Source organism: Conservatibacter flavescens (genome assembly GCF_002795425.1).
Classification (GTDB): domain Bacteria; phylum Pseudomonadota; class Gammaproteobacteria; order Enterobacterales; family Pasteurellaceae; genus Conservatibacter; species Conservatibacter flavescens.
The window spans coordinates 1-22,920 of sequence record NZ_PHHA01000026.1; the positions used below are offsets into that span (position 1 = coordinate 1).

General features: G+C 41.0%; 20 protein-coding genes. 7 read left to right on the forward strand and 13 right to left on the reverse strand.

Translation table 11 applies throughout. From position 1 onward, the window contains the following. Positions 1-573: 573 nt before the first annotated feature. From CVP05_RS09935 to CVP05_RS09945, 3 genes are all read right to left on the reverse strand, one after another. A complete protein-coding gene (locus CVP05_RS09935) occupies positions 574-936 on the reverse strand; it encodes a helix-turn-helix domain-containing protein (RefSeq protein ID WP_100289417.1) in 363 nt (120 codons plus the stop codon). Next, positions 929-1,240: a type II toxin-antitoxin system RelE/ParE family toxin gene (locus tag CVP05_RS09940; protein WP_100289418.1), complete on the reverse strand. Its 312-nt coding sequence runs from the start codon at positions 1,238-1,240 to the stop codon at positions 929-931. Before CVP05_RS09940 ends, CVP05_RS09935 begins: the two co-directional genes overlap by 8 nt. Before the next feature lie 285 nt (positions 1,241-1,525). Next, entirely contained in the window at positions 1,526-2,623 is a 1,098-nt protein-coding gene (locus CVP05_RS09945) for a porin (RefSeq protein WP_100289419.1), read from the reverse strand. Positions 2,624-3,269: 646 nt separating this feature from the next. Between CVP05_RS09945 and CVP05_RS09950 the strand changes: the two genes are divergently transcribed. The 7 genes from CVP05_RS09950 (at position 3,270) to nagA (ending at position 9,550) form a co-directional block, all read left to right on the forward strand. Beyond that, complete coding sequence (locus CVP05_RS09950; protein WP_100289420.1) at positions 3,270-3,878, forward strand: SGNH/GDSL hydrolase family protein; 609 nt, start codon at positions 3,270-3,272, stop codon at positions 3,876-3,878. Positions 3,879-3,967: 89 nt separating this feature from the next. Next, positions 3,968-4,657 (forward strand): N-acetylmannosamine-6-phosphate 2-epimerase, encoded by a 690-nt coding sequence (locus tag CVP05_RS09955; RefSeq protein WP_100289421.1) that lies wholly within the window; start codon positions 3,968-3,970, stop codon positions 4,655-4,657. Between the two features lie 84 nt (positions 4,658-4,741). Continuing rightward, entirely contained in the window at positions 4,742-5,620 is an 879-nt protein-coding gene (locus tag CVP05_RS09960) for an N-acetylmannosamine kinase (protein ID WP_100289422.1), read from the forward strand. A 51-nt stretch (positions 5,621-5,671) separates the two neighbouring features. Then, positions 5,672-6,544: a MurR/RpiR family transcriptional regulator gene (locus CVP05_RS09965; RefSeq protein WP_100289423.1), complete on the forward strand. Its 873-nt coding sequence runs from the start codon at positions 5,672-5,674 to the stop codon at positions 6,542-6,544. Between the two features lie 19 nt (positions 6,545-6,563). Next, positions 6,564-7,448: an N-acetylneuraminate lyase gene (gene nanA / locus CVP05_RS09970; RefSeq protein WP_100289424.1), complete on the forward strand. Its 885-nt coding sequence runs from the start codon at positions 6,564-6,566 to the stop codon at positions 7,446-7,448. A 142-nt stretch (positions 7,449-7,590) separates the two neighbouring features. Next, a complete protein-coding gene (gene nagB, locus CVP05_RS09975; protein ID WP_100289425.1) occupies positions 7,591-8,394 on the forward strand; it encodes a glucosamine-6-phosphate deaminase in 804 nt (267 codons plus the stop codon). 10 nt (positions 8,395-8,404) lie between these two features. Next, positions 8,405-9,550 (forward strand): N-acetylglucosamine-6-phosphate deacetylase, encoded by a 1,146-nt coding sequence (gene nagA, locus CVP05_RS09980; protein WP_100289426.1) that lies wholly within the window; start codon positions 8,405-8,407, stop codon positions 9,548-9,550. A gap of 166 nt (positions 9,551-9,716) precedes the next feature. Here nagA and CVP05_RS09985 read toward each other — a convergent pair whose 3' ends face one another. The 10 genes from CVP05_RS09985 to recC form a co-directional block, all read right to left on the reverse strand. Continuing rightward, entirely contained in the window at positions 9,717-10,397 is a 681-nt protein-coding gene (locus CVP05_RS09985) for a M15 family metallopeptidase (protein WP_100289427.1), read from the reverse strand. A 1-nt stretch (position 10,398) separates the two neighbouring features. After that, entirely contained in the window at positions 10,399-11,532 is a 1,134-nt protein-coding gene (dapE, locus tag CVP05_RS09990) for a succinyl-diaminopimelate desuccinylase (RefSeq protein WP_100289528.1), read from the reverse strand. Next, positions 11,532-11,879, reverse strand: a complete 348-nt coding sequence (locus CVP05_RS09995) for an ArsC family reductase (RefSeq protein ID WP_100289428.1) — start codon at positions 11,877-11,879, stop codon at positions 11,532-11,534. The genes dapE and CVP05_RS09995 overlap by 1 nt, the downstream gene beginning before the upstream one ends. Positions 11,880-11,904: 25 nt before the next feature. Beyond that, on the reverse strand, positions 11,905-12,537 hold the full coding sequence (gene pdxH / locus CVP05_RS10000; protein ID WP_100289429.1) for a pyridoxamine 5'-phosphate oxidase: 633 nt from the start codon (positions 12,535-12,537) through the stop codon (positions 11,905-11,907). 54 nt (positions 12,538-12,591) lie between these two features. Next, a complete protein-coding gene (gene thrC, locus CVP05_RS10005) occupies positions 12,592-13,866 on the reverse strand; it encodes a threonine synthase (protein WP_100289430.1) in 1,275 nt (424 codons plus the stop codon). A gap of 70 nt (positions 13,867-13,936) precedes the next feature. Beyond that, the gene (gene thrB, locus CVP05_RS10010) at positions 13,937-14,881 is read right to left on the reverse strand and encodes a homoserine kinase (RefSeq protein ID WP_100289431.1); all 945 of its coding nucleotides are present in this window, start codon (positions 14,879-14,881) and stop codon (positions 13,937-13,939) included. Further along, positions 14,881-17,343, reverse strand: coding sequence for a bifunctional aspartate kinase/homoserine dehydrogenase I (thrA, locus tag CVP05_RS10015; protein WP_100289432.1), 2,463 nt, complete (start codon positions 17,341-17,343; stop codon positions 14,881-14,883). The genes thrB and thrA overlap by 1 nt, the downstream gene beginning before the upstream one ends. Before the next feature lie 401 nt (positions 17,344-17,744). Then, positions 17,745-18,299, reverse strand: coding sequence for a superoxide dismutase family protein (sodC, locus tag CVP05_RS10020; RefSeq protein ID WP_100289433.1), 555 nt, complete (start codon positions 18,297-18,299; stop codon positions 17,745-17,747). Positions 18,300-18,406: 107 nt separating this feature from the next. Further along, on the reverse strand, positions 18,407-19,588 hold the full coding sequence (locus CVP05_RS10025; protein WP_100289529.1) for a sugar transporter: 1,182 nt from the start codon (positions 19,586-19,588) through the stop codon (positions 18,407-18,409). Positions 19,589-19,611: 23 nt separating this feature from the next. Then, on the reverse strand, positions 19,612-22,914 hold the full coding sequence (recC, locus tag CVP05_RS10030; RefSeq protein ID WP_100289434.1) for an exodeoxyribonuclease V subunit gamma: 3,303 nt from the start codon (positions 22,912-22,914) through the stop codon (positions 19,612-19,614). Positions 22,915-22,920: the final 6 nt, after the last annotated feature.

Consider the following 22,920-nt stretch of genomic DNA (forward strand, 5'->3'; position numbering starts at 1 on the left):
CGTTGAATTTTTAGTATAAGGAAATCATCATCATTTTGCATTAACTTTCTGCTATTGTTCACTTATCAGATGTGTTAACTGGCTGGGTAGATAACCCTGTCGGCCAGCTAGATAACCCGTTCGTCCGGATAGATAACCTTATCGTCCGGGCACGGCAGCGCCGTACCCGGTTACGCATGGTTCAGCCGCTTTGCGGCTGGGGATTTGGTGGGGGTTAAAAATAACGATAAAAATAAGGGGCGTATGCAATACGCCCCTACACCGCATAACCAATTGATTTTAAATGATATTTATCTTTGATTTGTAGGGGCGTATTGCATACGCCCCTGTCTGTGAGGGGATTTGTTGGAGTTTAAAAATAACGATAAAAACAAGGGGCGTATGCTATACGCCCCCACATCGAATAACTAATTGATTTTAAATGATATTTTTCTTTGGTTTGTAGGGGCGTATTGCATACGCCCCTATCTGTGGTGGGGTTTGTTGGGTTTAAAAATAACGATAAAAATAAGGGGCGTATGCAATACGCCCCTACTCAACATAACCGATTGATTTTAAATGATGTTTTTCTTTTTATCGTAAATCATGAATAAGTTCTGGTTTACGATGTAATAAGTCAAGGAGGGTTTTGGCTGCACCACTAGGATTGCGTATACCTTGTTCCCACGATCTTAATGTGCTAAGTGAAATACCTAATTTTTCTGCAAATTTAGGCTGTGATAAATTAAGTTGGTTTCGTGTTTCCACGATAGGCGATACATTGATATGGGTTACGCGTGATTTGTTATAGTCGCCATTTTTCATTTGAGTGAGTGTGTCACGTAAATCATCTGCGTGTTCAGCCATATCCGGATCATCTTCAATAATCGCATTCACGAGATTATCCACATTCCAAGCTTGCGTTTTAGCTTGAATCGCTTGATAGACCTTATCCATTTTTCACTCCTTTAAGTTGTTGGATTTCTTGATTTGAGAGGTTTTCTTTTTCATTTTTAGCGTAAATATCTACCATTACAATTACGCCATTCTCAAGTAAATTAAAATAAATTATCCTCGCTCCGCCACGTTTTCCTTTACCGTTGGCTTGCCAGCGAATTTTTCGCATTCCGTCTGCTTGGGGAATGACATCCCCCATTAAAGGGTGTTGGGAGATATAGCTAAAAAATTCTAGTCGTTCATCTTCTGTCCAAACATGTTTTACTTTTTGCTGAAATTTTGGGTGTTCGATGATGGTATACATCTTATATCTCCTTATCTGAATGTATTATACTACCACATTGTAATATTTCAAGGACATGGGTGTTATGCATAGAAATCAGGGGCGTATGTAATACGCCCCTATCTGTGGTGGGGGATCCGATCGTTCGGCTAGATAACCCTGTCGTCCGGGCACGGCAACGCCGTACCCGGTTACGCATGGTTCAGCCGCTTTGCGGCTGGGGATTTGTTGGGGTTTAAAAATAACGATAAAAATTAGGGGCGTATGTAATACGCCCCTATCAGGAAAAATTATATTAAGATGAAATTAGAAGAGGATACGTGTACCAAGCACTGCGCGGTGGTTTTTCACTAACTCTTCGCCGCCTTGTTTCACTTTACCTGTACCGCCTTCAAGATAAACCACAACATGTTTGTTAAATTTGTGGTCTACACCCACCATCCAGCCACGCATTTTGTAGTCGTTACTTGTACCAGTAAAGGTATTAACATGTTGGTCTGAACGTTTTGCTTTTCCAAAATAATATTGTCCGTAAAGGGCGTTTTGTTCGGTGATATCCAGTTTTAAACCCACTAAGAAACGGTTATTTTTGTTAAAGCCGTCATATGCGCCACTTGGTACGCTAGCGACTTTTTGGAAGTTGATATTTTTGCTGTTATAACCTTTGGTTGCTTTACCAAATGCCCAGTCAAAACCAACTGTCACGCGTTGATATTTCACGTCAAATCCTACACCACCGCGTTTTAATTTGTATTCTGTGGTTTTTGTGCCATCTGTAGATTGATTCACTTCGCTGAAACCAGAACCAAAGCGGAAAGCTAAGTCATTCCATTTTCCATCATAGAATAAACCAACACCATAACCTTGTCCTTCGTCCCAAGCGCTGTTACCACTAGATGTATTACCATCTTTTGTTGCATTACCAAAGTAGTAGTCTGCTGCAACACGGAAGCCGTTAAAGCGTGCAGACATAAAGTGTGCAGCTTTTTTGTGTGCATCAAAGAAGATATTGCCGCCCCAGTCATAGGTGTAGTTTGCTTTTGGAATGTGGTCTCCTAAATGAAGCTGACGACCGAAAGTTAATGTACCGATATCAGGATTGGTGAATCCGGCAAAGAGGCGATGGGCACGCATATTGCCACCGATTTCGTTTGCATTAGAGAAACGAAGTTCTACAGCCCCTAATGCAGAGAATCCCCCACCGATTTCTTGGTATGCACGGAAACGTACACGTGAACCTGTGTCACGTAACGTGGTACGTTCGTCTTTAAGATTTTGTAACTCTAAATGCAAACGTCCATCTAGATCAATTTTGGTGCCGTCTTTTTGGTAAATTACACTTGCGTTTGCAGAGGTTGCTACGGTTGCCGCAGCGACAGCTAATGCAATAATTGTCTTTTTCATATTGATTTCCTCATAAGTATAGGTTAAAACGGTTTTCCGTTTATTATGGTTAGTACGAAAGTGAATACACCACAACTTTCCGTCTTATAAGCTTCATCTACACGACAACCAAGACTACTGATAATCTTTTACCGCTCGTTATTTATTATCAACTTAACATGTAGATTGTTTATTGCCTTTCAGGTTTGGGTCTAAAAGGCTAAATCTTTTGCTTTTATGTGGCCTCTTTATGGCATTTCACTGCTTCTAAAAAAACGCCATGCCTATTGGCAAAGAAAATCCCTTATCATTCGGCAAACTGTCCACACCACTTTGAACATCAAGACATTGCCTACAGGACATGGCAATCAGATCAACGAGGCCCAACATTAGTAGCATTAAACTTGTTATATTTTCCTGACTGCATAATAAAGCAATGAAATCATTTATTGCAATATTAAATGGAGTTTTATTTCAAAAATAAGAACTAGATCACAAATTTTAATATTGCGCTTTGAAAAAAATGCGTATTCTTTCCATAATATTCCTGTCTAGCGTAGGGTTCATCGTGTTTTTTCATGGGAATCCAACGAGGTGAAATGGGTTTAGACATGGGGAATAAGTTGTGTCATAACGGCGTTTAAGTCATATTGATATAGGAGCAGGTATGTTAAGCGATCAGGATATTTTTAAACGGTATCAGGCTAAACAAACAGAATTTTCTAAACAAGCGGATATTACGTTAATTGGGCATTCGTTGTTTGATATGTGGAGCGATATTTTAGATGACGATTTACAATTAGCTGGGCAGTCGGTGGCAAATTTGGGCATTTCCGGTGTCAGCGCGCGGCAATATCTTGATGTGATTATTCAGCCAAATTTGATTTCCCACTTAGGGCAGGCGGTTTTTCTCTTTTTAGGGGTCAACGATATTGTCAAGGAACCCGATTACAGCCCTAAACAAGTCGTCGCTTGGTTAGACGAGATTTTGGCAGGCTGTCGAAAAATTGCCCCACATTCACATTATTTTTTATTAGAGGCAACGCCGGTTAACAATATTGATACGGTCACCAATGCACAAATTAATACGCTTAATCAATACCTCAGAAGCCATTGCCCTGTTGGGGTGCAATTTGTAGACACTCAGGATAGCTTTTTAGATAACAATGGGGAGTTAGATTTGGCATTATGTGTGGACGGTTTGCATTTCAGTCCATTGGGTTATCAGCGTTTAACCGCTATTTTAGAAAAGCAGTTAACGAATTTACAAAAATAATGAAAAAATCACTTGTTATTTGCTGAAACTAGGTCTATCCTAGATTTTGAATAAATTCTCCATCTTGTCACACTTTATACGGAGTTAATATGTCAAAACTATCACATTCAGATATTCTTCAAACAATAAATAATGGATTGATAGCCTCCTGCCAACCTGTAGATGATGGCCCTTTGGATAAGCCTGAAATTGTGGCTGCAATGGCCCAAGCTTCTATCATTGGTGGCGCAGCCGGTTTGCGAATAGAAGGGGTAGATAACTTAAAAGCCACTCGCCCTTATATTTCCGCGCCCATTATTGCTATTGTGAAACGCGATTTAAGCGATAGCCCTATACGCATTACGCCTTTTTTAGAAGATATTGAAGCCTTAGCCGCTGCGGGTGCGGATATTATTGCTGTCGATGGGACAAATCGTCCTCGCCCTGTTGATATTGAAAGTGCGGTGAAAAAAATCAAAGAATTAGGTTGTTTGGCGATGGCTGACTGCTCTACCCTCGAAGAGGGCTTATATTGTCAGCAACTAGGCTTTGATATTATTGGTAGCACGATGTCAGGCTATACCGGTGGCGATGTGCCTGCGGAGCCGGATTATCAATTGGTCAAAGATCTGCGTGCTGCGGGCTGCTATGTTATGGCAGAGGGGCGATACAATACGCCGGAGCTGGCTAAAGTTGCCATAGAAATTGGAGCAAACTGTGTAACAGTAGGTTCAGCCTTGACACGTTTGGAGCATATGGTGAGTGGATTTGTTAAAGCAATTCATTCTGCTAACGCTTAAATTGAGGCATTCTGCTCCTATTGCATAAGCAGTGAGTTGCTTTTGTCCGTTTGTTAACAATCTACATAAATAAAGGAATAGATTATGCGTTGTTTAGCCATTGATATTGGTGGAACAAAAATAGCAGCCGCTTTAGTTGAAAACCGCCAGTTAAGCCAACGTTTACAGATTACAACCCCTCAAGATGATAGTGCGCAGGCCATGCGTGAGACTTTGGGCAAGCTGATTCAGTCTTATGAGGGGCAGTTTGATTATGTTGCTGTGGCTTCCACAGGGATTATTAATCAAGGTGTGCTAACCGCTCTGAATCCCAATAACTTAGGCGGACTTGCGCATTTCCCTCTAAAAGACAGCATTGCGGATTATACGGATAAGCCCATTTACTTACTCAATGACGTGCAAGCCGCAGCCTTTGCCGAATATCAATTTGTCGATCAGAAACAAACGCCTAATTTTGCCTTTATTACGGTGTCCACAGGCGTGGGCGGCGGTATTATTTTAAATGGTCAATTGCAAACCGGTTTAAATGGTATTGCTGGGCATATTGGCCATACTCTTGCCGATCCTCATGGTGACATGTGTGGTTGTGGGCGACGTGGCTGTGTGGAGGCTATTGCTTCTGGCCGTGCGATTGAAAAAGCGGCACAGCAATGGGAAACCCCTTGTTCACCAAAAGAGGTTTTTGAACGCTTTCGAAAAAATGATGAAAAAGCGACCGCACTTGTCCATCGCTCCGCCCAAGCCATTGCAGATTTAGTGGCCAATTTGGTCATTAGTTTAGATATTCAACATGTTGTGATTGGTGGAAGTGTGGGGTTGGCCGAAGGATATTTACCTTTGGTTGACCAATATTTAATGGATAAACCGCATTTTTATCATTGTCAATTAAGTCGCGCTCAATATGCTGGTGATGCGGGCTTAATTGGTGCGGCTTCTTGGGGAGCTTGTCACATGGGTGTTTAACCCTATGATAAACATGAGTTTTTTAATTGATGAGCAGCAATAGGATATGATATGGCAGTCAACAAAAATAGGCATATTTTAGACACAATGAAAGCCTTGCATAGCAGCCTGACAAAAACCGAAAAACATATTGCTCAGCAGATTCTGAAAAACCCTGACAAACTTAATCAAGCTTCTTTATCTGAGGTGGCGGGTTGGCTTGATGTTGGGGAAGCGACATTTATTCGTTTTTGTCGTACCTTAGGTTTTAAGGGGTTTAGCGATTTCAAAATGGAACTGGCCATTGAACTCGCCACCCAAGAGCAACAAGAACAATCGTTATTAGATACGGAAATTAATGCCTCTGATGATTCATTACAGATCGCTTTAAAGTTGCAATCGGTGATTAACAAGGTAATTAGTGAGACCATTAATTTATTGGATTTTTCCGTATTAACCCAAGTTGTACAGGAATTGCGTAAGGCAAAGCGTTTATTTTTATTTGGTGTCGGTTCTTCGGGGATTACTGCAGAAGATGCCAAGAATAAATTTATGCGTATCGGTTTTCAGGTAGATGCTGTGAATAATAATCACTTTATGTATATGCATGCGGCACTGATGAAAAAAGGTGATGTGGTGATTGGAATTAGCCATTCCGGTCAATCCAATGAAATTATTAAGGCGCTTAGCATTGCGCATGAGGCAGGGGCCAAGACAGTGGCGATTACCCATAACCTCCGTTCGCCGATTACCAAAGTCGCAGATTATGTGCTACATAATGGCAATCGTCAAAGCAATTTACAAGGGGACTCTATCGGCACCAAAATCACTCAGCTATTTGTATTGGATCTGATTTATACCCTGATTGTTCAAGCCGAAGAAAGCAAAGCGATTAAGTTAAAACAAAAAACCGTCGATGTCATTTTAGAACAACAAATTAGTTAACATTTACTAGGAGAGAAAAATGAAAAATTTAACCGGTATTTTTAGTGCATTATTGGTTTCATTTAATGAAGATGGGTCGATTAATGAACGAGGCTTGCGTGAAATTATTCGCCATAACATTGATAAAATGAAAGTCGATGGGCTTTATGTCGGGGGCAGCACTGGAGAAAACTTTATGTTATCCACTGCTGAGAAAAGAGAAATTTTTCGTATTGCCAAAGATGAAGCACGCGATGAAATTGCGTTAATTGCACAAGTCGGTAGTGTGAATCTACAAGAAGCGGTTGAACTTGGAAAATATGCGACTGAATTGGGTTATGATTGTTTATCTGCGGTCACTCCGTTTTATTACAAATTCAGTTTTGCCGAAATTAAACATTACTATGACACAATTATTGCTGAAACCGGTAATAACATGATTGTGTATTCCATTCCTTTCCTGACTGGGGTAAATATTGGCGTTGAACAGTTTGGCGAACTCTACCAAAATCCGAAGATTATCGGGGTGAAATTTACTGCCGGGGATTTCTATTTATTAGAGCGTTTGAAAAAAGCCTATCCAAATCATTTAATTTGGGCTGGATTTGATGAAATGATGTTACCTGCTGCTGCTTTGGGTGTTGATGGCGCAATTGGTAGTACATTCAATGTTAACGGTATTCGCGCACGTCAAATTTTTGAGTTAACCCGTGCGGGTAAATTAGATGAGGCTTTGAGTGTGCAACATGTTACCAATGATTTAATTGAGGGTATTCTTGCCAATGGCTTATATTTAACCATTAAAGAGTTGTTGAAACTTGAAGGGGTGGATGCGGGCTATTGTCGCGAGCCGATGACGGCTAAAGCCACTGCGGAACAAGTCGCAAAAGCGAAAGCGTTAAAAGAGAAATTTTTATCCGCCTAAGTTTGATAGGAAAATAAAGGCGTTAATACTTAGCGGGTAGTCGCCCTACCCGCTTAATCTAAGCAGCGATATTACGCTGATTGTAGTCTACGATCCTCAATGTTATTCAACACACTCTAAGTGAGAAATAAGGAAATTATTTATGCGTTTAATTCCATTAAAAAATGATGAGCAAGTCAGCAAATGGGCAGCGCGCCATATTGTAGAGCGAATTAACCATTTTAACCCGACCGCTGAACGTCCTTTTGTATTAGGGTTGCCGACTGGCGGGACACCGCTAAAAACTTATAAAGAATTAATTAGACTTTATCAAGCCGGCGAGGTCAGTTTTAAACATGTTGTAACGTTTAATATGGACGAATATGTGGGACTGCCAAAAGAACATCCGGAAAGCTACCATTCTTTTATGTACAATAATTTCTTCAATCATGTGGATATTCAACCACAAAATATTAATATCCTTGATGGTAATACGGACGATCACGATGCAGAGTGTCGTCGTTATGAAGAAAAAATTCAGTCTTATGGAAAAATTCATTTGTTTATGGGAGGCGTAGGGGTTGATGGGCATATTGCCTTTAATGAACCTGGTTCTTCTTTGAGTTCTCGCACTCGGATTAAAACCCTAACGGAAGATACTTTAATCGCCAATTCCCGTTTTTTTAATCACGATGTGAATCAAGTGCCGAAATATGCGCTGACTATTGGTGTGGGAACATTACTTGATGCTGAAGAAGTCATGTTACTCATTACGGGTCACAATAAAGCCCTTGCCCTACAAGCTGGCGTGGAAGGCTGTATTAATCACTTATGGACGATTAGTGCATTACAATTACACCGCCATGCTATTTTTGTGGCAGATGAACCGGCTATGCAAGAATTAAAAGTAAAAACAGTGAAATATTTTACCGAACTTGAAGCCCGTGCCATTCACAGCGTATTGTAAGGAAATTTAAATGAAATATGCATTAACTAATTGTGTCATTTATACCGCTTATGATGTGTTGTATGGTTATGCACTAGTCATTGAACAAGATAAAATTGCCAGCATTGTGCGCCAAGAAAACTTGCCTGGCGATCTTAAACGCGTTGATTTAGGTGGCGCAAATTTAACAGCTGGATTTATTGACTTGCAGCTTAATGGCTGTGGTGGGGTTATGTTTAATGATGATATTTCGGTGAAAACCCTAGAGATTATGCAAGCTGCCAATCTTAAATCAGGCACAACTAGCTTTTTACCAACTTTTATCACCGCACCTGATGAGGGGATAAAAAGTGCGGTCAATATTATGAGACAATATTTGGCCATTCATCAAAATCAAGCTCTCGGTTTACATTTAGAAGGCCCTTATATCAGTCTTGCCAAAAAAGGCACACATAACCCTGATTATATTCGCCCTTTAGATAAAGAGATGAAAGCATTTTTATTAGATAATGCTGATGTCATTACGAAAATCACCCTCGCAGCGGAAAATCCTGCCAGTCAAGATATTCCGGAATTAGTTTCTAGTGGTATTGTGGTGTCTGTTGGACATTCAAATGCTAGCTATCAGGAAGCGAAACACGCCTTTGCACAAGGCGCGAGTTTTGCCACCCATTTGCATAATGCGATGTCGCCAATTAGTTCAGGGCGAGATATGGGCGTAACGGGCGCGGTATTAGAGTCCGACGATATCTATACAGGGATAATTGTAGACGGGTTGCATGTCACCTTTGGTAATGTGAAAATTGCTAAACGGGTCAAGGGCGATAAATTGTGCATTGTAACAGATGCTGTGGCGCCTGCGGGTTCAGACATTACGGAATTTACCTTTGTCGGTAAAAAGATTTATGTGCGTGATGGTAAATGTGTGGACGAGCATGGCGTATTAAGCGGGGCGAATATTACAATGATTGCTTCGTTAAAAAATGCAGTACGAGAAGTCAATATCCCCCTTGATGAAGCTTTACGCATGTGTAATTACTACCCTGCCAAAGCTATTCATGTAGATGATAAACTCGGTTCCATTAGCGTAGGTAAAATCGCCAATTTAACCGCGTTCAACGCGGAGTTTGAGGTCATTGGCACGGCTGTTAATGGACAGTGGCAATTTGCGGGTTAATTAAGAACGTAGGGGCATGCCCCTGCCGCAGATAGGGGCGTATGCAATACGCCCCTACACAGGAACATTAAATTTTATTTAAAATCAATCGGTTATAAATATAGGGCGTATTACATACGCCCCCAATTTCTATACGTAACCGGTACGGTTTACCGTGCCCGGAAGATTATACCCAATAACATTCTTCAATTTCTGCCAGTTTTTCCACCAAACATTCTCGCCCCGCAATCTCTTCGCCTTGCCAGCTTTGTTGCAGAATGTCTCTAGAAAACTGCTGTTTTAGTTTTTCCGCTATAGGTAAATAACTGATATGCCATGGTTCCCGTCCGATTTTTTTCTGAGGTGGCATATGGATAAACGGCAATGCAAAATCAAAGTGCGGTAGGTTTTCTACAAGAAATTCGCTTAATTCAAAAAAATATCCCCCTTGCTCATATTCCCAAGGCTCTAGTTGTAAGGTTTGATTGGCTGGCAATAAATTGGGATCAAAAATATCAATTTCCGTTCCCCAATGATGGCGACTTGCACCGGGCAAGGCTGACCAACGTAAGATCTTTTGACATTTCTGCCAAGTCGAAAGTGCGGTTAAATCTAGCGGATTTCCCCTATCATCATGCACTTTTCGTTCACCATTAAATTTTCCATTCCAAATAGCCTGTTGCCTTGCAAAATCTCGAAAGCTGCTCGCGGGTTGTAGATTAAAACCTTGTTGTATTGCCCGTTGCTGTAGACCTTGAAAAGCGCTACATGCCTGTGGTTGTAACGCATGTTTGTCAGACAAGGGACAAGGCAGAGGCACGAGGTGATCTCGTGATTTTCCCGTCAGCATGGCGTGGGTGAATTGCATGTTATGCCCCTAATAAATTGCTTAACATTTTTTGATAAACCTTGCCTAGCACCGCCAAATCCTTGCAGCTCACACATTCATTTACTTTGTGAATCGTGGCATTAAGTGGGCCAAGTTCGACAACCTCTGCCCCCATTAAGGCGATAAAACGGCCGTCTGATGTGCCACCGCCGGTATCCAATTTAGGCTGAATCTGGGCTTCGGTTTCAAGGGCTTGTGTGACTGCATTCAGTAACTTACCCGGTTGGGTCAAAAATGGTTTTCCAGACAACCACCACTCGATACGATATTTTAAGCCATGCTGTGTGAGTAGCTCTGCCACTTTTTGTTTAATGATTTCGTCTGTTACTTCTGTGCAATAACGCAAGTTAAATTGGACATATAATTCACCTGGAATAACATTATTGCTCCCCGTGCCAGCTTGGATATTGGCAATTTGTAGGCTGGTAGGCGGAAAAAATTCATTGCCTTGATCCCATTGGTACTGAGTAAGTGCGGTCAAAAATGCCAAAGATTTATGTACGGGATTTTCAGCTAGATGGGGGTATGCCACATGACCCTGTATGCCTTCGATATATAAATTTCCTGTGAGTGAGCCTCGACGACCATTTTTGACAATATCGCCCAGCTTTTGACTACTCGACGGTTCACCAACTAAGCAATAATCAATATTTTCGCCACGCGCCATTAGGGTTTCCACTACGCGCTTAGTGCCATCATGGGCAGCGGCTTCTTCGTCAGAGGTGATCAATAGGGCTATGGTTCCGTCGTGATTGGGATTAGCTTTAACATATTCTTCTGCTGCCACTACCATAGCTGCAAGAGAGCCTTTCATATCAGCAGCTCCACGCCCGTATAGCATATCTTCCTCAATAGTGGCGGAAAATGGCGGGTATTGCCATTGGCTTTCATCACCCACCGGTACAACATCAGTATGACCAGCAAAGGCAATGACTGGCGCCGTTGTCCCGTGTTTTGCCCATAAGTTTAATGTGTCGTTAAAGGGTAACCATTCAATACTAAATCCCAATTTTTCCAAACGTTCTGCAATAAGCTGTTGGCAGCCCTGATCATTTGGGCTAATAGACGGGCGCTGGATAAGGGATTGGGCGAGATGGATAATATTTTGTTTCATCATTTGACTAAATTTTCCGTATATTCTTTTTCATTAAAACCAATTAATGCGATGTTGTCTTGTAAAATAATTGGACGTTTGATTAAGGTAGGTTGCTCAAAAAGTACGGAAAGTGCGGTGGATTTTGACAAATTTTCTTTAACCTGATCATCTAAATTACGCCAAGTAGTACTGCGTTTATTCACTAGATTTTCCCAGCCAAATTGTGCTTCTGCTTGTTGAAGCCAAGTTTGGCTTAACCCTTCCACACGATAATCATGTAATTTATGCTCAATATTGTGATCCGTCAGCCATTTCAAAGCTTTCTTCACGGTGTCGCAATTTTTAATGCCGTAAACGGTGATCATATATTTTTCCTTTTCTCAAAAACTTTTATGGATATAACCGCACTTTTGTCCAATTTTCGTTGATTAAACGATATTGGATCCGGTCATGTAAACGGCTTGGTCGCCCCTGCCAAAACTCTATTAAATCAGGCACCACAACATAACCACCCCAATGGGCTGGACGAGGAACATGCACGGGATAAGTCAGTGTGAATTTTGCTGCGCGCAATAAAAGTGCGGTGTAATTTTCCAAAATTTCACTTTGGTTACTTGCCCATGCGCCAATGCGACTGGTATAGGGGCGGGAAGCGAAGTATTCATCGGAGGCACTCTCAGATAATTTTTCTACTCGCCCTTCAATTCGCACTTGGCGCTGTAACTCTGCCCAGAAGAACGTTAGGCTAGCAAAAGCATGTGTGGCTAAATCTTGTCCTTTGTGACTGTGGTAATTGGTGAAAAAAACAAAGCCTTGTTCATTAACCTCTTTAAGCAAGACCATACGCGCACTTGGTCGGCCATTAGCCCCCACTGTCGCAATATTCATCGCGGTGGGCTCATTGACTTTGGCTTGAATAGCCTCTCCTTGCCAAAGCTCAAATTGTGCGATGGGGTTGTCTTCGCATTGTTTAATGGATAACACACGTTTAGTATATTCTTCACGGATATTATGGAGATCCATATTTTTCCTCTTGAAAAAATGCGGCCATTTTGACCGCACTTTTAGCGCTTATTATTACGCCAATAAATAGGCTTTTAATGTGGCAAAATCATTTTCCATTTCATCAGACAACAATGGCAATTGATTGTGTTTGTCTAATGCTGCTGGTAGCGGTAATTCAATCTCTAAAATACGCTCCACCGATTCTTTAAACTTCGCTGGATGTGCTGTACAAAGGAATAACCCTGTTTCGCCAGGCTGTAAATCTTGTTTTAACACACGATAAGCAATCGCGCCATGCGGTTCACATACATAACCTTTGTCTTGCATTTCACGCAAGGTGTCTTCTGTTTGCGGATCGGTCACGGCTTCTGAATGTAAATCTGTCAATGCCCAGCCATTACGTTTAAAAATCTCTTCCACTCGTGGCCAGTTATTTGGGCGGCTAACATCCATTGCGTTAGATAAGGTTGCAACTGTTGCGTGGGGATTCCAGTTACCTTCACGCAAATAACGTGGTACGGTGTCGTTAGCATTCGTCGAGGCAATAAAACGTTTAATTGGTAAGCCTAAGGATTTTGCAATTAAGCCTGCGGTTAAATTACCAAAATTGCCACTTGGTACGGACACGACTAAATTCTCACGTTCCGTTTTGCTTAGTTGGCTTGCAGCTTCAAAATAATAACAAACTTGGGCGAGCAAGCGACTAATATTAATTGAGTTTGCGGAGTTTAGACCGATAGCTTGGCGTAATTCAGCATCGTCAAAAGCTTGTTTTACTAGCGCTTGGCAATCATCAAAATCACCATTAATCGCAACAGTACGAATATTACCGCCGAGTGTACAAAATAATTTTTCTTGTAATGGGCTGATTTTGCCTTTCGGGTATAAAATCACCACATTAATATTTTCTAAGCCGTAGAATGCGTGGGCAACCGCTGCGCCTGTGTCGCCTGATGTGGCGGTGAGGATCGTGATTTTGCCATCACCACGCACAGTGGCTAATGCTTGTGCCATAAAACGGCCACCGAAATCTTTAAAAGCCAATGTTGGGCCGTGAAATAATTCTAATGCATAAACGTTGTCTTCCACTTTGGCCACAGGCGCTGGAAAGGTGAACGCGTTTTTCACCATTGTATTTAACTGTTCAGTAGAAATTTCTTCACCGATTAATGCGCCAAGAATTTTTTGGCTACGTTCGACCAATGGTAGCGCGAGCAATTCATCAATATTGTCTAAGTGCGGTATGTTTTCAGGAAAAAATAAGCCCTGATCTTTGCCGAGACCTTGACGAACTGCCTGAGCAAAATTAACTTGTTCTTCTGGGTGTTTGATATTATATAAATTCATGTTTATCCGTTCCTAATTATCGGTATGGTGTTGTAGAGGCACGCATACTGCCCCTACGCAAAGCTTGAGATTAACCTAATTCTCTTGCCCCTTGATTATCCACTTTACAAATATGCACAAAACCTTCGTTGTTTTGGAGATAATGCTGTTCAAGATAAGTAGCTAATTTGGTTGCGACAGTTAAATCTGGTGCAATCGAAAACATTGTTGGTCCAGAACCTGAAATGCCTGTGGCTAATGCCCCTAAATCCCTGTTTGCTTGTTTGACCTCTGCAAAATTCGGCAATAAGGCGGCACGATAAGGTTCGGCAATCACATCTTTCATCATCAACGCGGCTAACACATCTTGGTGGGTGTGGCAGGCATGCACAAAACTGCCGAGATGACGACCGTGATCAATAACATCTTGACGGGTATATTGCTTCGGCAAAATCGCTCGCGCTTCCGCTGTCGAAACTTCAATGCCTGGATAAGCCAATACCCAATACCATTCATCAAAAAATGGCAATGTTTGACAAATATTGCCGAGAGATTGCACCATGAGCTGTACACCACCTAAATAGCAAGGTGCAACATTATCATAATGAATTGAACCTGAGATGCGCCCTTCTAACTCGCCCATCATTTCGAGCAGTTCCATTTTAGAAAAAGGTTCATCATGAAATTTATTCAACGCCACTAATGCCGCCACGATAGAACACGCACTGGATCCTAATCCTGAGCCAATTGGCATATTTTTTTCAAGGGTTAAACGCAATGGCTTCACTTTGCCGCCGCGTAATTGCAAGCGTTCACTAAATAGTGCATAAGCTTGATAGACGATATTTTTTTGTGGTTCCTTTGGCAGTTTTCGCACAAAATAACCCGCGTTTTCCAATTCAAATCCACTTGGAATGGCTTCGATTTGTACAACATCGCCTAATAATGATCCGTCAATGGGGGAAACTGCGGCCCCCAATGTGTCAAACCCTACACTAATATTTGCACTAGACGCCGGTGCATAAATTCGTAGCATTAGTGGCTACCTCCCTGACTTTGTAAGGTACGTAAAATATCAGCGAAAATACCCGCTGCTGTTACCGCATTCCCTGCGCCATAACCACGTAATAATAACGGAATTGGCTGATAATAGCGAGTATAGAATGCTAAGGCATTTTCACCATTTTTGACTTTGTATAGCGGGTCATCTCCGTCTACTTCCATAATAGAGACTTTACATTTGCCTTGATCAATTTGTCCTACATAGCGTAATACATTGCCACGCGCTTTGGCCTGCTCTACGCGCGCACTAAAATCTGCATCAAGCTGTGGTAGGATAGCCATAAATTCTTCTGTCGATAATCCCTCAGCAAAGCCTTTCGGTAAGACACTTTCCACTTCTACATCTGATAGTTCAAGCTGCATACCACATTCACGCGCTAAAATTAATAATTTACGGGCGACATCTTGTCCGGATAAATCATCACGTGGATCTGGTTCGGTAAAGCCTTTTTCGCGAGCAAGTGCGGTCACTTCTGACAATGTTTTTCCGTTTTCTAATTCACCAAAAATAAAAGAGAGCGAGCCGGATAAAATCCCATTAAATCGCTCAACTTCGTCACCTGCGGCTAATAAGTTTTGCAGGTTTTCAATCACAGGTAAACCCGCGCCCACATTGGTGTCATATAAGAATTTACGCTGATTTTTACGCGCGTTTTCACGTAATTCGTTGTAATAGGCTAACTCTCGAGTATTGGCTTTTTTGTTTGGCGTTACCACATGGAAACCTTCTCGTAAAGCACGCGCATATAAACCGGCTACAGAATCTGCTGATGTACAATCTACAAATACTGGATTCACGACATGGTGTAATTTTATAAATGATAGCAATACATCAAAGTCTGACGGCTGAGTGGCGTTATCAAGGTCTTGTTGCCAATTATCTAAACACAATCCACGCTCATTGAGCAGCATTTTATTTGAGTTGGCAAGGGCGCAAACGCGAATTTCAATGTCCTTCTTTGCTAAATACGCCTTTTGGTTTTTAATTTGTTCAATTAATTCTCCACCAACGCCACCAACGCCCACTAAAAACATGTCTACGACTTTTTTATTGTTAAATAGGGCTTGATGTGTGGCTTTAACTGCTTCAATCGCTTTATTTTGTCCCACTACCGCTGAAATCGAACGTTCACTTGAACCTTGCGCAATCGCGACAATGCTAATGCCTGCTTGTGCTAAAGCGGAGAAGAAACGCGCAGCAATCCCTTTAGCTTGGCGCATACCATCGCCTACGACAGAGATAATCGACAGATCTTTAATCACTTCAACAGGTTCAAGATCATTAGCTGCCAACTCTTTAGCAAATTCTACATTTAGCGCATTTAATGCGATTTCGGTTGATTTTGTTGGGATACAGAAGCTTATGCTATATTCTGAAGAAGATTGAGTGATCAAGATCACGGAAACACCGGCTTTTGACATGGTTGAAAACACTCTTGCCGCCATGCCTACCATGCCTTGCATACCTGGTCCTGAGACATTAAACATCGTTAAATTGTCTAAATTGGTAATGCCTTTGACTTGGAGTTCATCAGAACTTTCACGGGCATCAATGATTGAACCTGCTGCCTCTGGATTGTCAGTATTTTTAATTAAACAAGGAATATTGGTTTGTACTAGTGGCCCAATGGTACGCGGGTGGATCACTTTGGCGCCAAAATAAGATAATTCCATCGCCTCGCGATAAGATAGGCTTGGTAACAAGCGCGCATCAGGCACTAAACGCGGGTCACAAGTATACACGCCATCAACATCTGTCCAAATTTCACAAACACTTGCACCTAAGCAAGCCGCTAAGCACGCAGCAGAATAATCGGAACCATTGCGCCCTAATAATACTAATTCGCCTTTTTCATTACCCGCTGTAAAACCTGGCATTAATACTACGTTTTGCTTTGGTATAGAGGCCGCATCGACACGTTTAGTCGAGGCTTCAATATCCACAGAAGATTCTAAATAGCTACCATAGGCCAATAACTTCTCCACCGGATTGACCACTGTTACAGGATATCCACAAGCTTCAAACCATGCTTTCATCATGGCAATTGATAATTTTTCTCCACGAGAATCAATTGTCGCTTTAACCGCATCTGAACATTGTCCAGTTTTTTCCATTTCCGCCAACAAACCGCGAATTTGTTCAAACTCATTATCAATAATTTGTTTTGTACCGGCCAAATCAAACTTATTATTTTTTGCATGTAGTCCATTGATAATGTTATAGAAGATCTCAAGTGCTTCAGAAAGATGTGTGTCTGTGGCTTGGTTTAAGGGTGCTTTCTCAGAAAGTGCGACAAGGTGGTTAGTGATTTTTGCTGGGGCAGATAATACACCGGCTGCTTGTTCCGCTAAATGCGCTTGTTCAATTAATTGTGCAGCTTGTAAAAAACGCTCCGGATTGGCTAAGGATGTGCCACCAAATTTTAGTACTTTCATTGTGTTCTCCTGTAGAATTTTTAAATTTATTCAATCTTAAAATTTGTTAACAAAAAAACCCGCACTTTGGTTTATGCGGGTTTCGTGAATTCTATTCTTAACGCACTAGTCCGCCCCACTCATAATAATGGTCATAATAATGGTGGTGGTTGTTGTCATAAAAGTGCGGTTTATCATGTGATTTTTTCAGTATGTTGAAAAATTAAATATTAATAGTGTTACAAATACCGAAAATTCAGGCTATTGTCAACGAGAAAATAAAAAAATTTCGTATCTTCGTCAATTTATAGTCAACGCCATGCACTTTGAGACATAGGCAGAAACGCAGAATTCAAGCTATAAAGCGCGGTCAAAAAAACGGCCGTTTTCACGACCGTTCGATTAAGCTATGCTGTAAATATTTATTTGATAACACCACATGCCATACGAGCACCACCGCCCCCTAGCGCTGCTGGATGATCGGAATGGTTGTCGCCACCGGCATGAATCATTAAAGCACGTCCTTTAATATCATCTAAAGATTTTAAACGCGGTGCTAAGACTGGGTTTGTGGCTGTTCCATCTTCCGCTACATATAATGCGGGCAAATCACCTAAATGTGCATCATCTTGCCAAGGGAAACCATGCTGTTTAGCCTCTTTCGGATCCCAGTGTCCACCTGCACCTAAACCAGCGGTTAACTTGCCATCTTTTTCTTTAGCTTCGCAACTTGGATTGGCGTGAATATGAAAACCATGTAAGCCTGCTGTGAGCCCCTCTAATTTTGGTGTAAAAACTAAGCCATAAGCCGATTCAGTGACAAAAACTTGTCCAATTCCTTTGTCACCTTTAACAGGATCAAGAAGCTGAACTTCAATGGTTAATGCCTGATTTTCTGGCTTGCTTTCATTTGCTAATGCGGAAGCACTCGCTGTTGCTAAACCTAAAATACTTAATGCTACAAATGCTTTTTTCATATTACGCTCCTTTTGTCATAGAAAAAACAATATTTATCATACTAACATTATTCAATGAAAAGTAAACTAGACACCATGCCTTTTGTTTTATCTGTTTTGATAGGCACCTAATGAATCGGCTTATAGCGATAACGTAAATGTACATATAGAAACAAAATTGTACCTATTAATGCCCATACTCCCCCTACGATACCAATATTTGACAAGCCTATATGCTGCATAACTTGATTTCCCATCAATGCCCCTGCACCAATACCGATATTATAAATGCCGGAAAAAATGGCCATAGCCACATCGGTTGCTTCTGGTGAGAGTTGTAAAACCCGTACTTGTAAACTGAGACCAAATCCGGCAATGGCAATGCCCCATAAAAAAACCAGTAAAAACATGGCAGCTGTATTTTGACTGAGTGGCAATAAGGTAAATAATGACCCCATTAACAATATGAGTAACATTAACAAAAACTTGGCGGGGCCAAACCGATGAAAACGGTTAAATAACATACTTGCCACAATGCCAGATACGCCGAAAATAAGCAATAGGAAAGTCGCTAAACTTGCCGACATTTGGCTAATATTCATGACAAAAGGTTCTATATAGCTATAAGCGGTAAAATGGGCGGATACGATAATAATCGTTAAAACATAAGCCCCCATGAGTAGCGGTCTTTTCATTAATATTGGTAAACTGCGCAATGAACCGGCATTTTTACTTGGTAAGTAGGGCAATAGACGAATCATTAACACCATCACGCTTAATGCTAAAGCAGCGATAATGCCAAAGGTTATGCGCCAACCAAAGGCCTGCCCAACTAAACGCCCTAGCGGTAAACCTAAGACTGTGGCTAATGCTGTTCCCATCGCTAACAACGCAAGCGCTTGTGTTTTTTTGTCTTTTGGAGCAACACGGATAACTAACGAAGCGGTAATCGACCAAAATAATGCATGCGCTAATGCCACTGCTATACGTCCAATTAACAAACTGGCAAAATTCCACGCGAATACCGTAATAATATGCCCCAAAATAAACAGCAAAAATACCTTTATCAGCAAACTCTTCCGTTCCAGTTTGGCTGTGACCAACATAAAAGGGAGAGACATGAGCGAGACAACCCATGCATATACGGTAATCATTAATCCGACTTTCGCCACTGGCATATCAAAACTTTGTGCAATATCGGATAATAATGCCACTGGGATAAATTCTGTTGTATTAAAAATAAATGCCGCACATGCAAAAATGATCACTCGATAAAATGCGATCTTTCTTGCAACATTTTTAGATAACATCATGATATAACTCAAACACTCTATTAATCACTGAGCAATAACCCAAACCAACGTAGAAATTCACCATTCACTTCATCAAAATCTATTTGTCTACTTTGGCTTAATACACGTTGCCAATACAAATCCTCCGAAACAAAAGTATAATTTTCCTCGTAGGCAATGCGTTCAAATATAGCGCGATATTGTGCCATATTTATTTCATTTTCCTCTTTGTTTAAGAGTTTAAAATATTCTCCCATTTTAGGACTTGGGATCAGTTGTAGTTTATACTCACCACGTAAATATGCTTCAACATAGATATTTAGCTGTGAAAGTGCGGTAGCTTTTTCCACTATTTTTGTTGATTCGCCTGCCCATTTTTTATTTTTACCATAAAAAATAGCTGGGGGTATACGTTGTTCAGTACTGCCCTGTAAGGCCAAGTATACTAGCCAATTTTCGATTCGATCACTATCACGAATACTGCCAACTCGCCACCCTACACGCTGATATTCTGCGCCATACAGTTGACTGATATTACCATACAATACCGCTGAATCCAGTTCAAGCTCTATACTTTTTTGCTGTTCTACTTGGTCAAAATAAGGCGCGAGTAATGCCGAAATGTCTTTTAAATCTGACCGCACTTTCTGTGCATAGATTTGCCCAAATGCGCCAAGTGGCAGCGTACCTTTGATTTTTAGAGCCTCAAAATAGGCCGTGAGGTTTTCAGGGCTGCGTAATAAAGCATCACGAATTTGGTATAAACTCAAGTGGTCTAATACAAAATTTTCATGGCTTTCTATATGGTTTTCATCTTGTTTAAAATAAACGCCAAGCCGTTTTTCAAAAAAATGTTTGACTGGATTTTGAACAAATTGGATCAAGGCTGATAACTCAATACGTGGTTTTTCTCCGGTGACATTATCCATAACAAGTGGTTGGATAAAATCCGGTATACCGTCTTTATTGTCAGCAGAAGGCAACCATTGATAGGCAAAAGAGCGGTGTGCTTTTCCGAAATTTTCCGGGCTAAAAATTTGCATGCTATGTTGCTGTATCACATCACTTCTCGTGATTGTTTCTGTGGCATTTTCGCAAATATAATCAATCAATTGGTTAACAAGCACAGAAGGCTCTTTTGCTTGATTATCCACAATTGAGCGCCCAATATAACTGATATACAGTTGCTGCTGAGCAGATAATAATGCTTCAAGAAATAAATAACGATCGTCCTCTCGGCGTAAGCGATCCCCTTTTTGACGATGATATTGCATTAAATCAAAACTATTTCTTGGCTGTTGGCGCGGATAATCCCCATCATTCATTCCCAATAAGCATACCACTTTAAACGGAATCGCTCGCATAGGGAGCAAGGTACAAAAACTGACTTTTCCAGCTAAAAACCGCAATTCATTATGACTATGTTGCCATTTTTCGGTTAATACTTCACTGAGTACTTGTGTAGAGATTAAATCCTCATACCCAATATGCTCAAGCTGTACTGCTAATTCATTAATTGTCTTTTTCAGATACAATAAAGTGTCTTGATTATCCGCTGTTTCTTGAAAAAAACGCGCCATAAATTCTATTAAGCCAAATTGCCAATCTTTTATGCTGTGATCTTGGGATAAATAGTGCTGCCACTGGGATAATACTTCAATAAATGCGGATAACTTACCGACCAATGGCCCTTTTAACCCATAACTGGAATCAAAACCGATGCAATCCTGCCAAATACCATTTTCTTCGCGCATAGCATAGCCTAATAACATACGCTCCAACCCGGATTGCCAAGCATTATAATTTGGCTGAATAATGTCCTCAGGCGTTAAACCAAAACGAATGCCGGAAGCTTCTACCCAAGCGCGTAATCGCGTAAATTCTGTCGCCTCTATCTGAAAGCGTTCACGTACTGCGGGAATATCAAGCAATGCCAAAACATCTTCTGCATTAAATTCCTTTTCTGGCAGGCTAAATAAATTTAAAAAACCTGAAACCAATACATCATTCGCCGTCAATTTTCCATCGGATAAAGAATAAGGAATAGCTCGGTTATCCTGATATTGACCAAATACAGCATGAATATAAGGAGTGTAATGATCAATATCTGCAGTCATGACAACAATATCTTTCGGGGTTAAATTAGGATCGGTTTCAAATAATTGCAGCAAATGATCGTGCAATACCTCCACTTCACGCATGGCGCTGTGGCAAGCATGAATACTTAAAGACGGATCCTCTTTTGTCACATGTAAAGGGACGGTCTGTAATTCCAAAATACTCTGTTGGATCTGTTGTAATAAGCTTTCATTCGGTGTGTCAAAATAAGCCGAGATTTCATTTGCCCCTAAATCTGTCAACATATGTAAAAAATCACGCCCCAATTTTCCCCAAGTTGCCAATAGCGGATTGCCCACGAGAAGTTGTTCATTATCATAGGTAATTGCAAAATCTTGCTGAGAAAATTGAATATGTTGTTGTTCGGATAATAAGGCGATATTTTGTTGTGAAATATGGTCTTGTCGCTGGCGCAAGTTCAATTGTTGCCAATGTAATGGATCAAGAATATCTCCCCAATAATAACGGCTTGGATTATTAAAAAATAAGTGTACATCACAGTGCTGACTGATGGCATAAAACGTATCCAAATAACTTTTGGGTAATGCAGAAATACCAAAGATAAAAATTCGCGGTGGTAATGACGTGGGCGCGTTTTGCTGTAAGGCCTGTAAATAACGTTGATGCAAATTCGCACGATGTAATACCTCACCTTGTGACGCTTTAATTTCAGCAACCAATGCTCGCCATAAATGACCTTGCCATTGGATATGTTCTACCACTTGGCTTTGATCTTGTTGCTGACCTAAGATTTCTTGTAAAATTTTATCATCATTTTGTTGCTCCCAAGCGTTGATCCAATCCGGTCGGTAGACTAAATACTGGTCAAATAAATCAGCAATTTTATATACTAACTGATAAAGTTTGTGCTGTGCTGACTGTGGTGATATTTGGAAATACTGCAACAAAGGTTGAAATTGCGATTTTTGAATTAAATTCATTAATCGCCATGTCATCGCTTCTTTATTAAATAGGGTTTGCTCTGTGACATTTGGTAAGGTTGCGCAGTACTGTTGCCAAATGAAACTGGCCGGCATGGGAAAATGCAAGTTTGCTGCGATACCTAATCTTTCAGCCATTTGAATTTGTAACCACTGCGCCATGCCCGGACTTTGTACTAAAATGATTTCCGACGCAAACGGATCTGCCAATGGATCAACTTCCATGAGCTTTAATAACATTTCTTTTTGGGTGTCAAGTTGGTTCGCGTGGTAAATGGTAAACATAATACT

Excerpts from the sequence above, each read along its gene's own strand:
- CVP05_RS09935 (WP_100289417.1), bottom strand. The coding sequence starts at position 936 with ATGGATAAGGTCTATCAAGCGATTCAAGCTAAAACGCAAGCTTGGAAT.
- CVP05_RS09940 (WP_100289418.1), bottom strand. The coding sequence starts at position 1,240 with ATGTATACCATCATCGAACACCCAAAATTTCAGCAAAAAGTAAAACAT.
- CVP05_RS09945 (WP_100289419.1), bottom strand. The coding sequence starts at position 2,623 with ATGAAAAAGACAATTATTGCATTAGCTGTCGCTGCGGCAACCGTAGCA.
- CVP05_RS09950 (WP_100289420.1), top strand. The coding sequence starts at position 3,270 with ATGTTAAGCGATCAGGATATTTTTAAACGGTATCAGGCTAAACAAACA.
- CVP05_RS09955 (WP_100289421.1), top strand. The coding sequence starts at position 3,968 with ATGTCAAAACTATCACATTCAGATATTCTTCAAACAATAAATAATGGA.
- CVP05_RS09960 (WP_100289422.1), top strand. The coding sequence starts at position 4,742 with ATGCGTTGTTTAGCCATTGATATTGGTGGAACAAAAATAGCAGCCGCT.
- CVP05_RS09965 (WP_100289423.1), top strand. The coding sequence starts at position 5,672 with ATGGCAGTCAACAAAAATAGGCATATTTTAGACACAATGAAAGCCTTG.
- nanA (WP_100289424.1), top strand. The coding sequence starts at position 6,564 with ATGAAAAATTTAACCGGTATTTTTAGTGCATTATTGGTTTCATTTAAT.
- nagB (WP_100289425.1), top strand. The coding sequence starts at position 7,591 with ATGCGTTTAATTCCATTAAAAAATGATGAGCAAGTCAGCAAATGGGCA.
- nagA (WP_100289426.1), top strand. The coding sequence starts at position 8,405 with ATGAAATATGCATTAACTAATTGTGTCATTTATACCGCTTATGATGTG.
- CVP05_RS09985 (WP_100289427.1), bottom strand. The coding sequence starts at position 10,397 with ATGCAATTCACCCACGCCATGCTGACGGGAAAATCACGAGATCACCTC.
- dapE (WP_100289528.1), bottom strand. The coding sequence starts at position 11,532 with ATGAAACAAAATATTATCCATCTCGCCCAATCCCTTATCCAGCGCCCG.
- CVP05_RS09995 (WP_100289428.1), bottom strand. The coding sequence starts at position 11,879 with ATGATCACCGTTTACGGCATTAAAAATTGCGACACCGTGAAGAAAGCT.
- pdxH (WP_100289429.1), bottom strand. The coding sequence starts at position 12,537 with ATGGATCTCCATAATATCCGTGAAGAATATACTAAACGTGTGTTATCC.
- thrC (WP_100289430.1), bottom strand. The coding sequence starts at position 13,866 with ATGAATTTATATAATATCAAACACCCAGAAGAACAAGTTAATTTTGCT.
- thrB (WP_100289431.1), bottom strand. The coding sequence starts at position 14,881 with ATGCTACGAATTTATGCACCGGCGTCTAGTGCAAATATTAGTGTAGGG.
- thrA (WP_100289432.1), bottom strand. The coding sequence starts at position 17,343 with ATGAAAGTACTAAAATTTGGTGGCACATCCTTAGCCAATCCGGAGCGT.
- sodC (WP_100289433.1), bottom strand. The coding sequence starts at position 18,299 with ATGAAAAAAGCATTTGTAGCATTAAGTATTTTAGGTTTAGCAACAGCG.
- CVP05_RS10025 (WP_100289529.1), bottom strand. The coding sequence starts at position 19,588 with ATGTTATCTAAAAATGTTGCAAGAAAGATCGCATTTTATCGAGTGATC.
- recC (WP_100289434.1), bottom strand. The coding sequence starts at position 22,914 with ATGTTTACCATTTACCACGCGAACCAACTTGACACCCAAAAAGAAATG.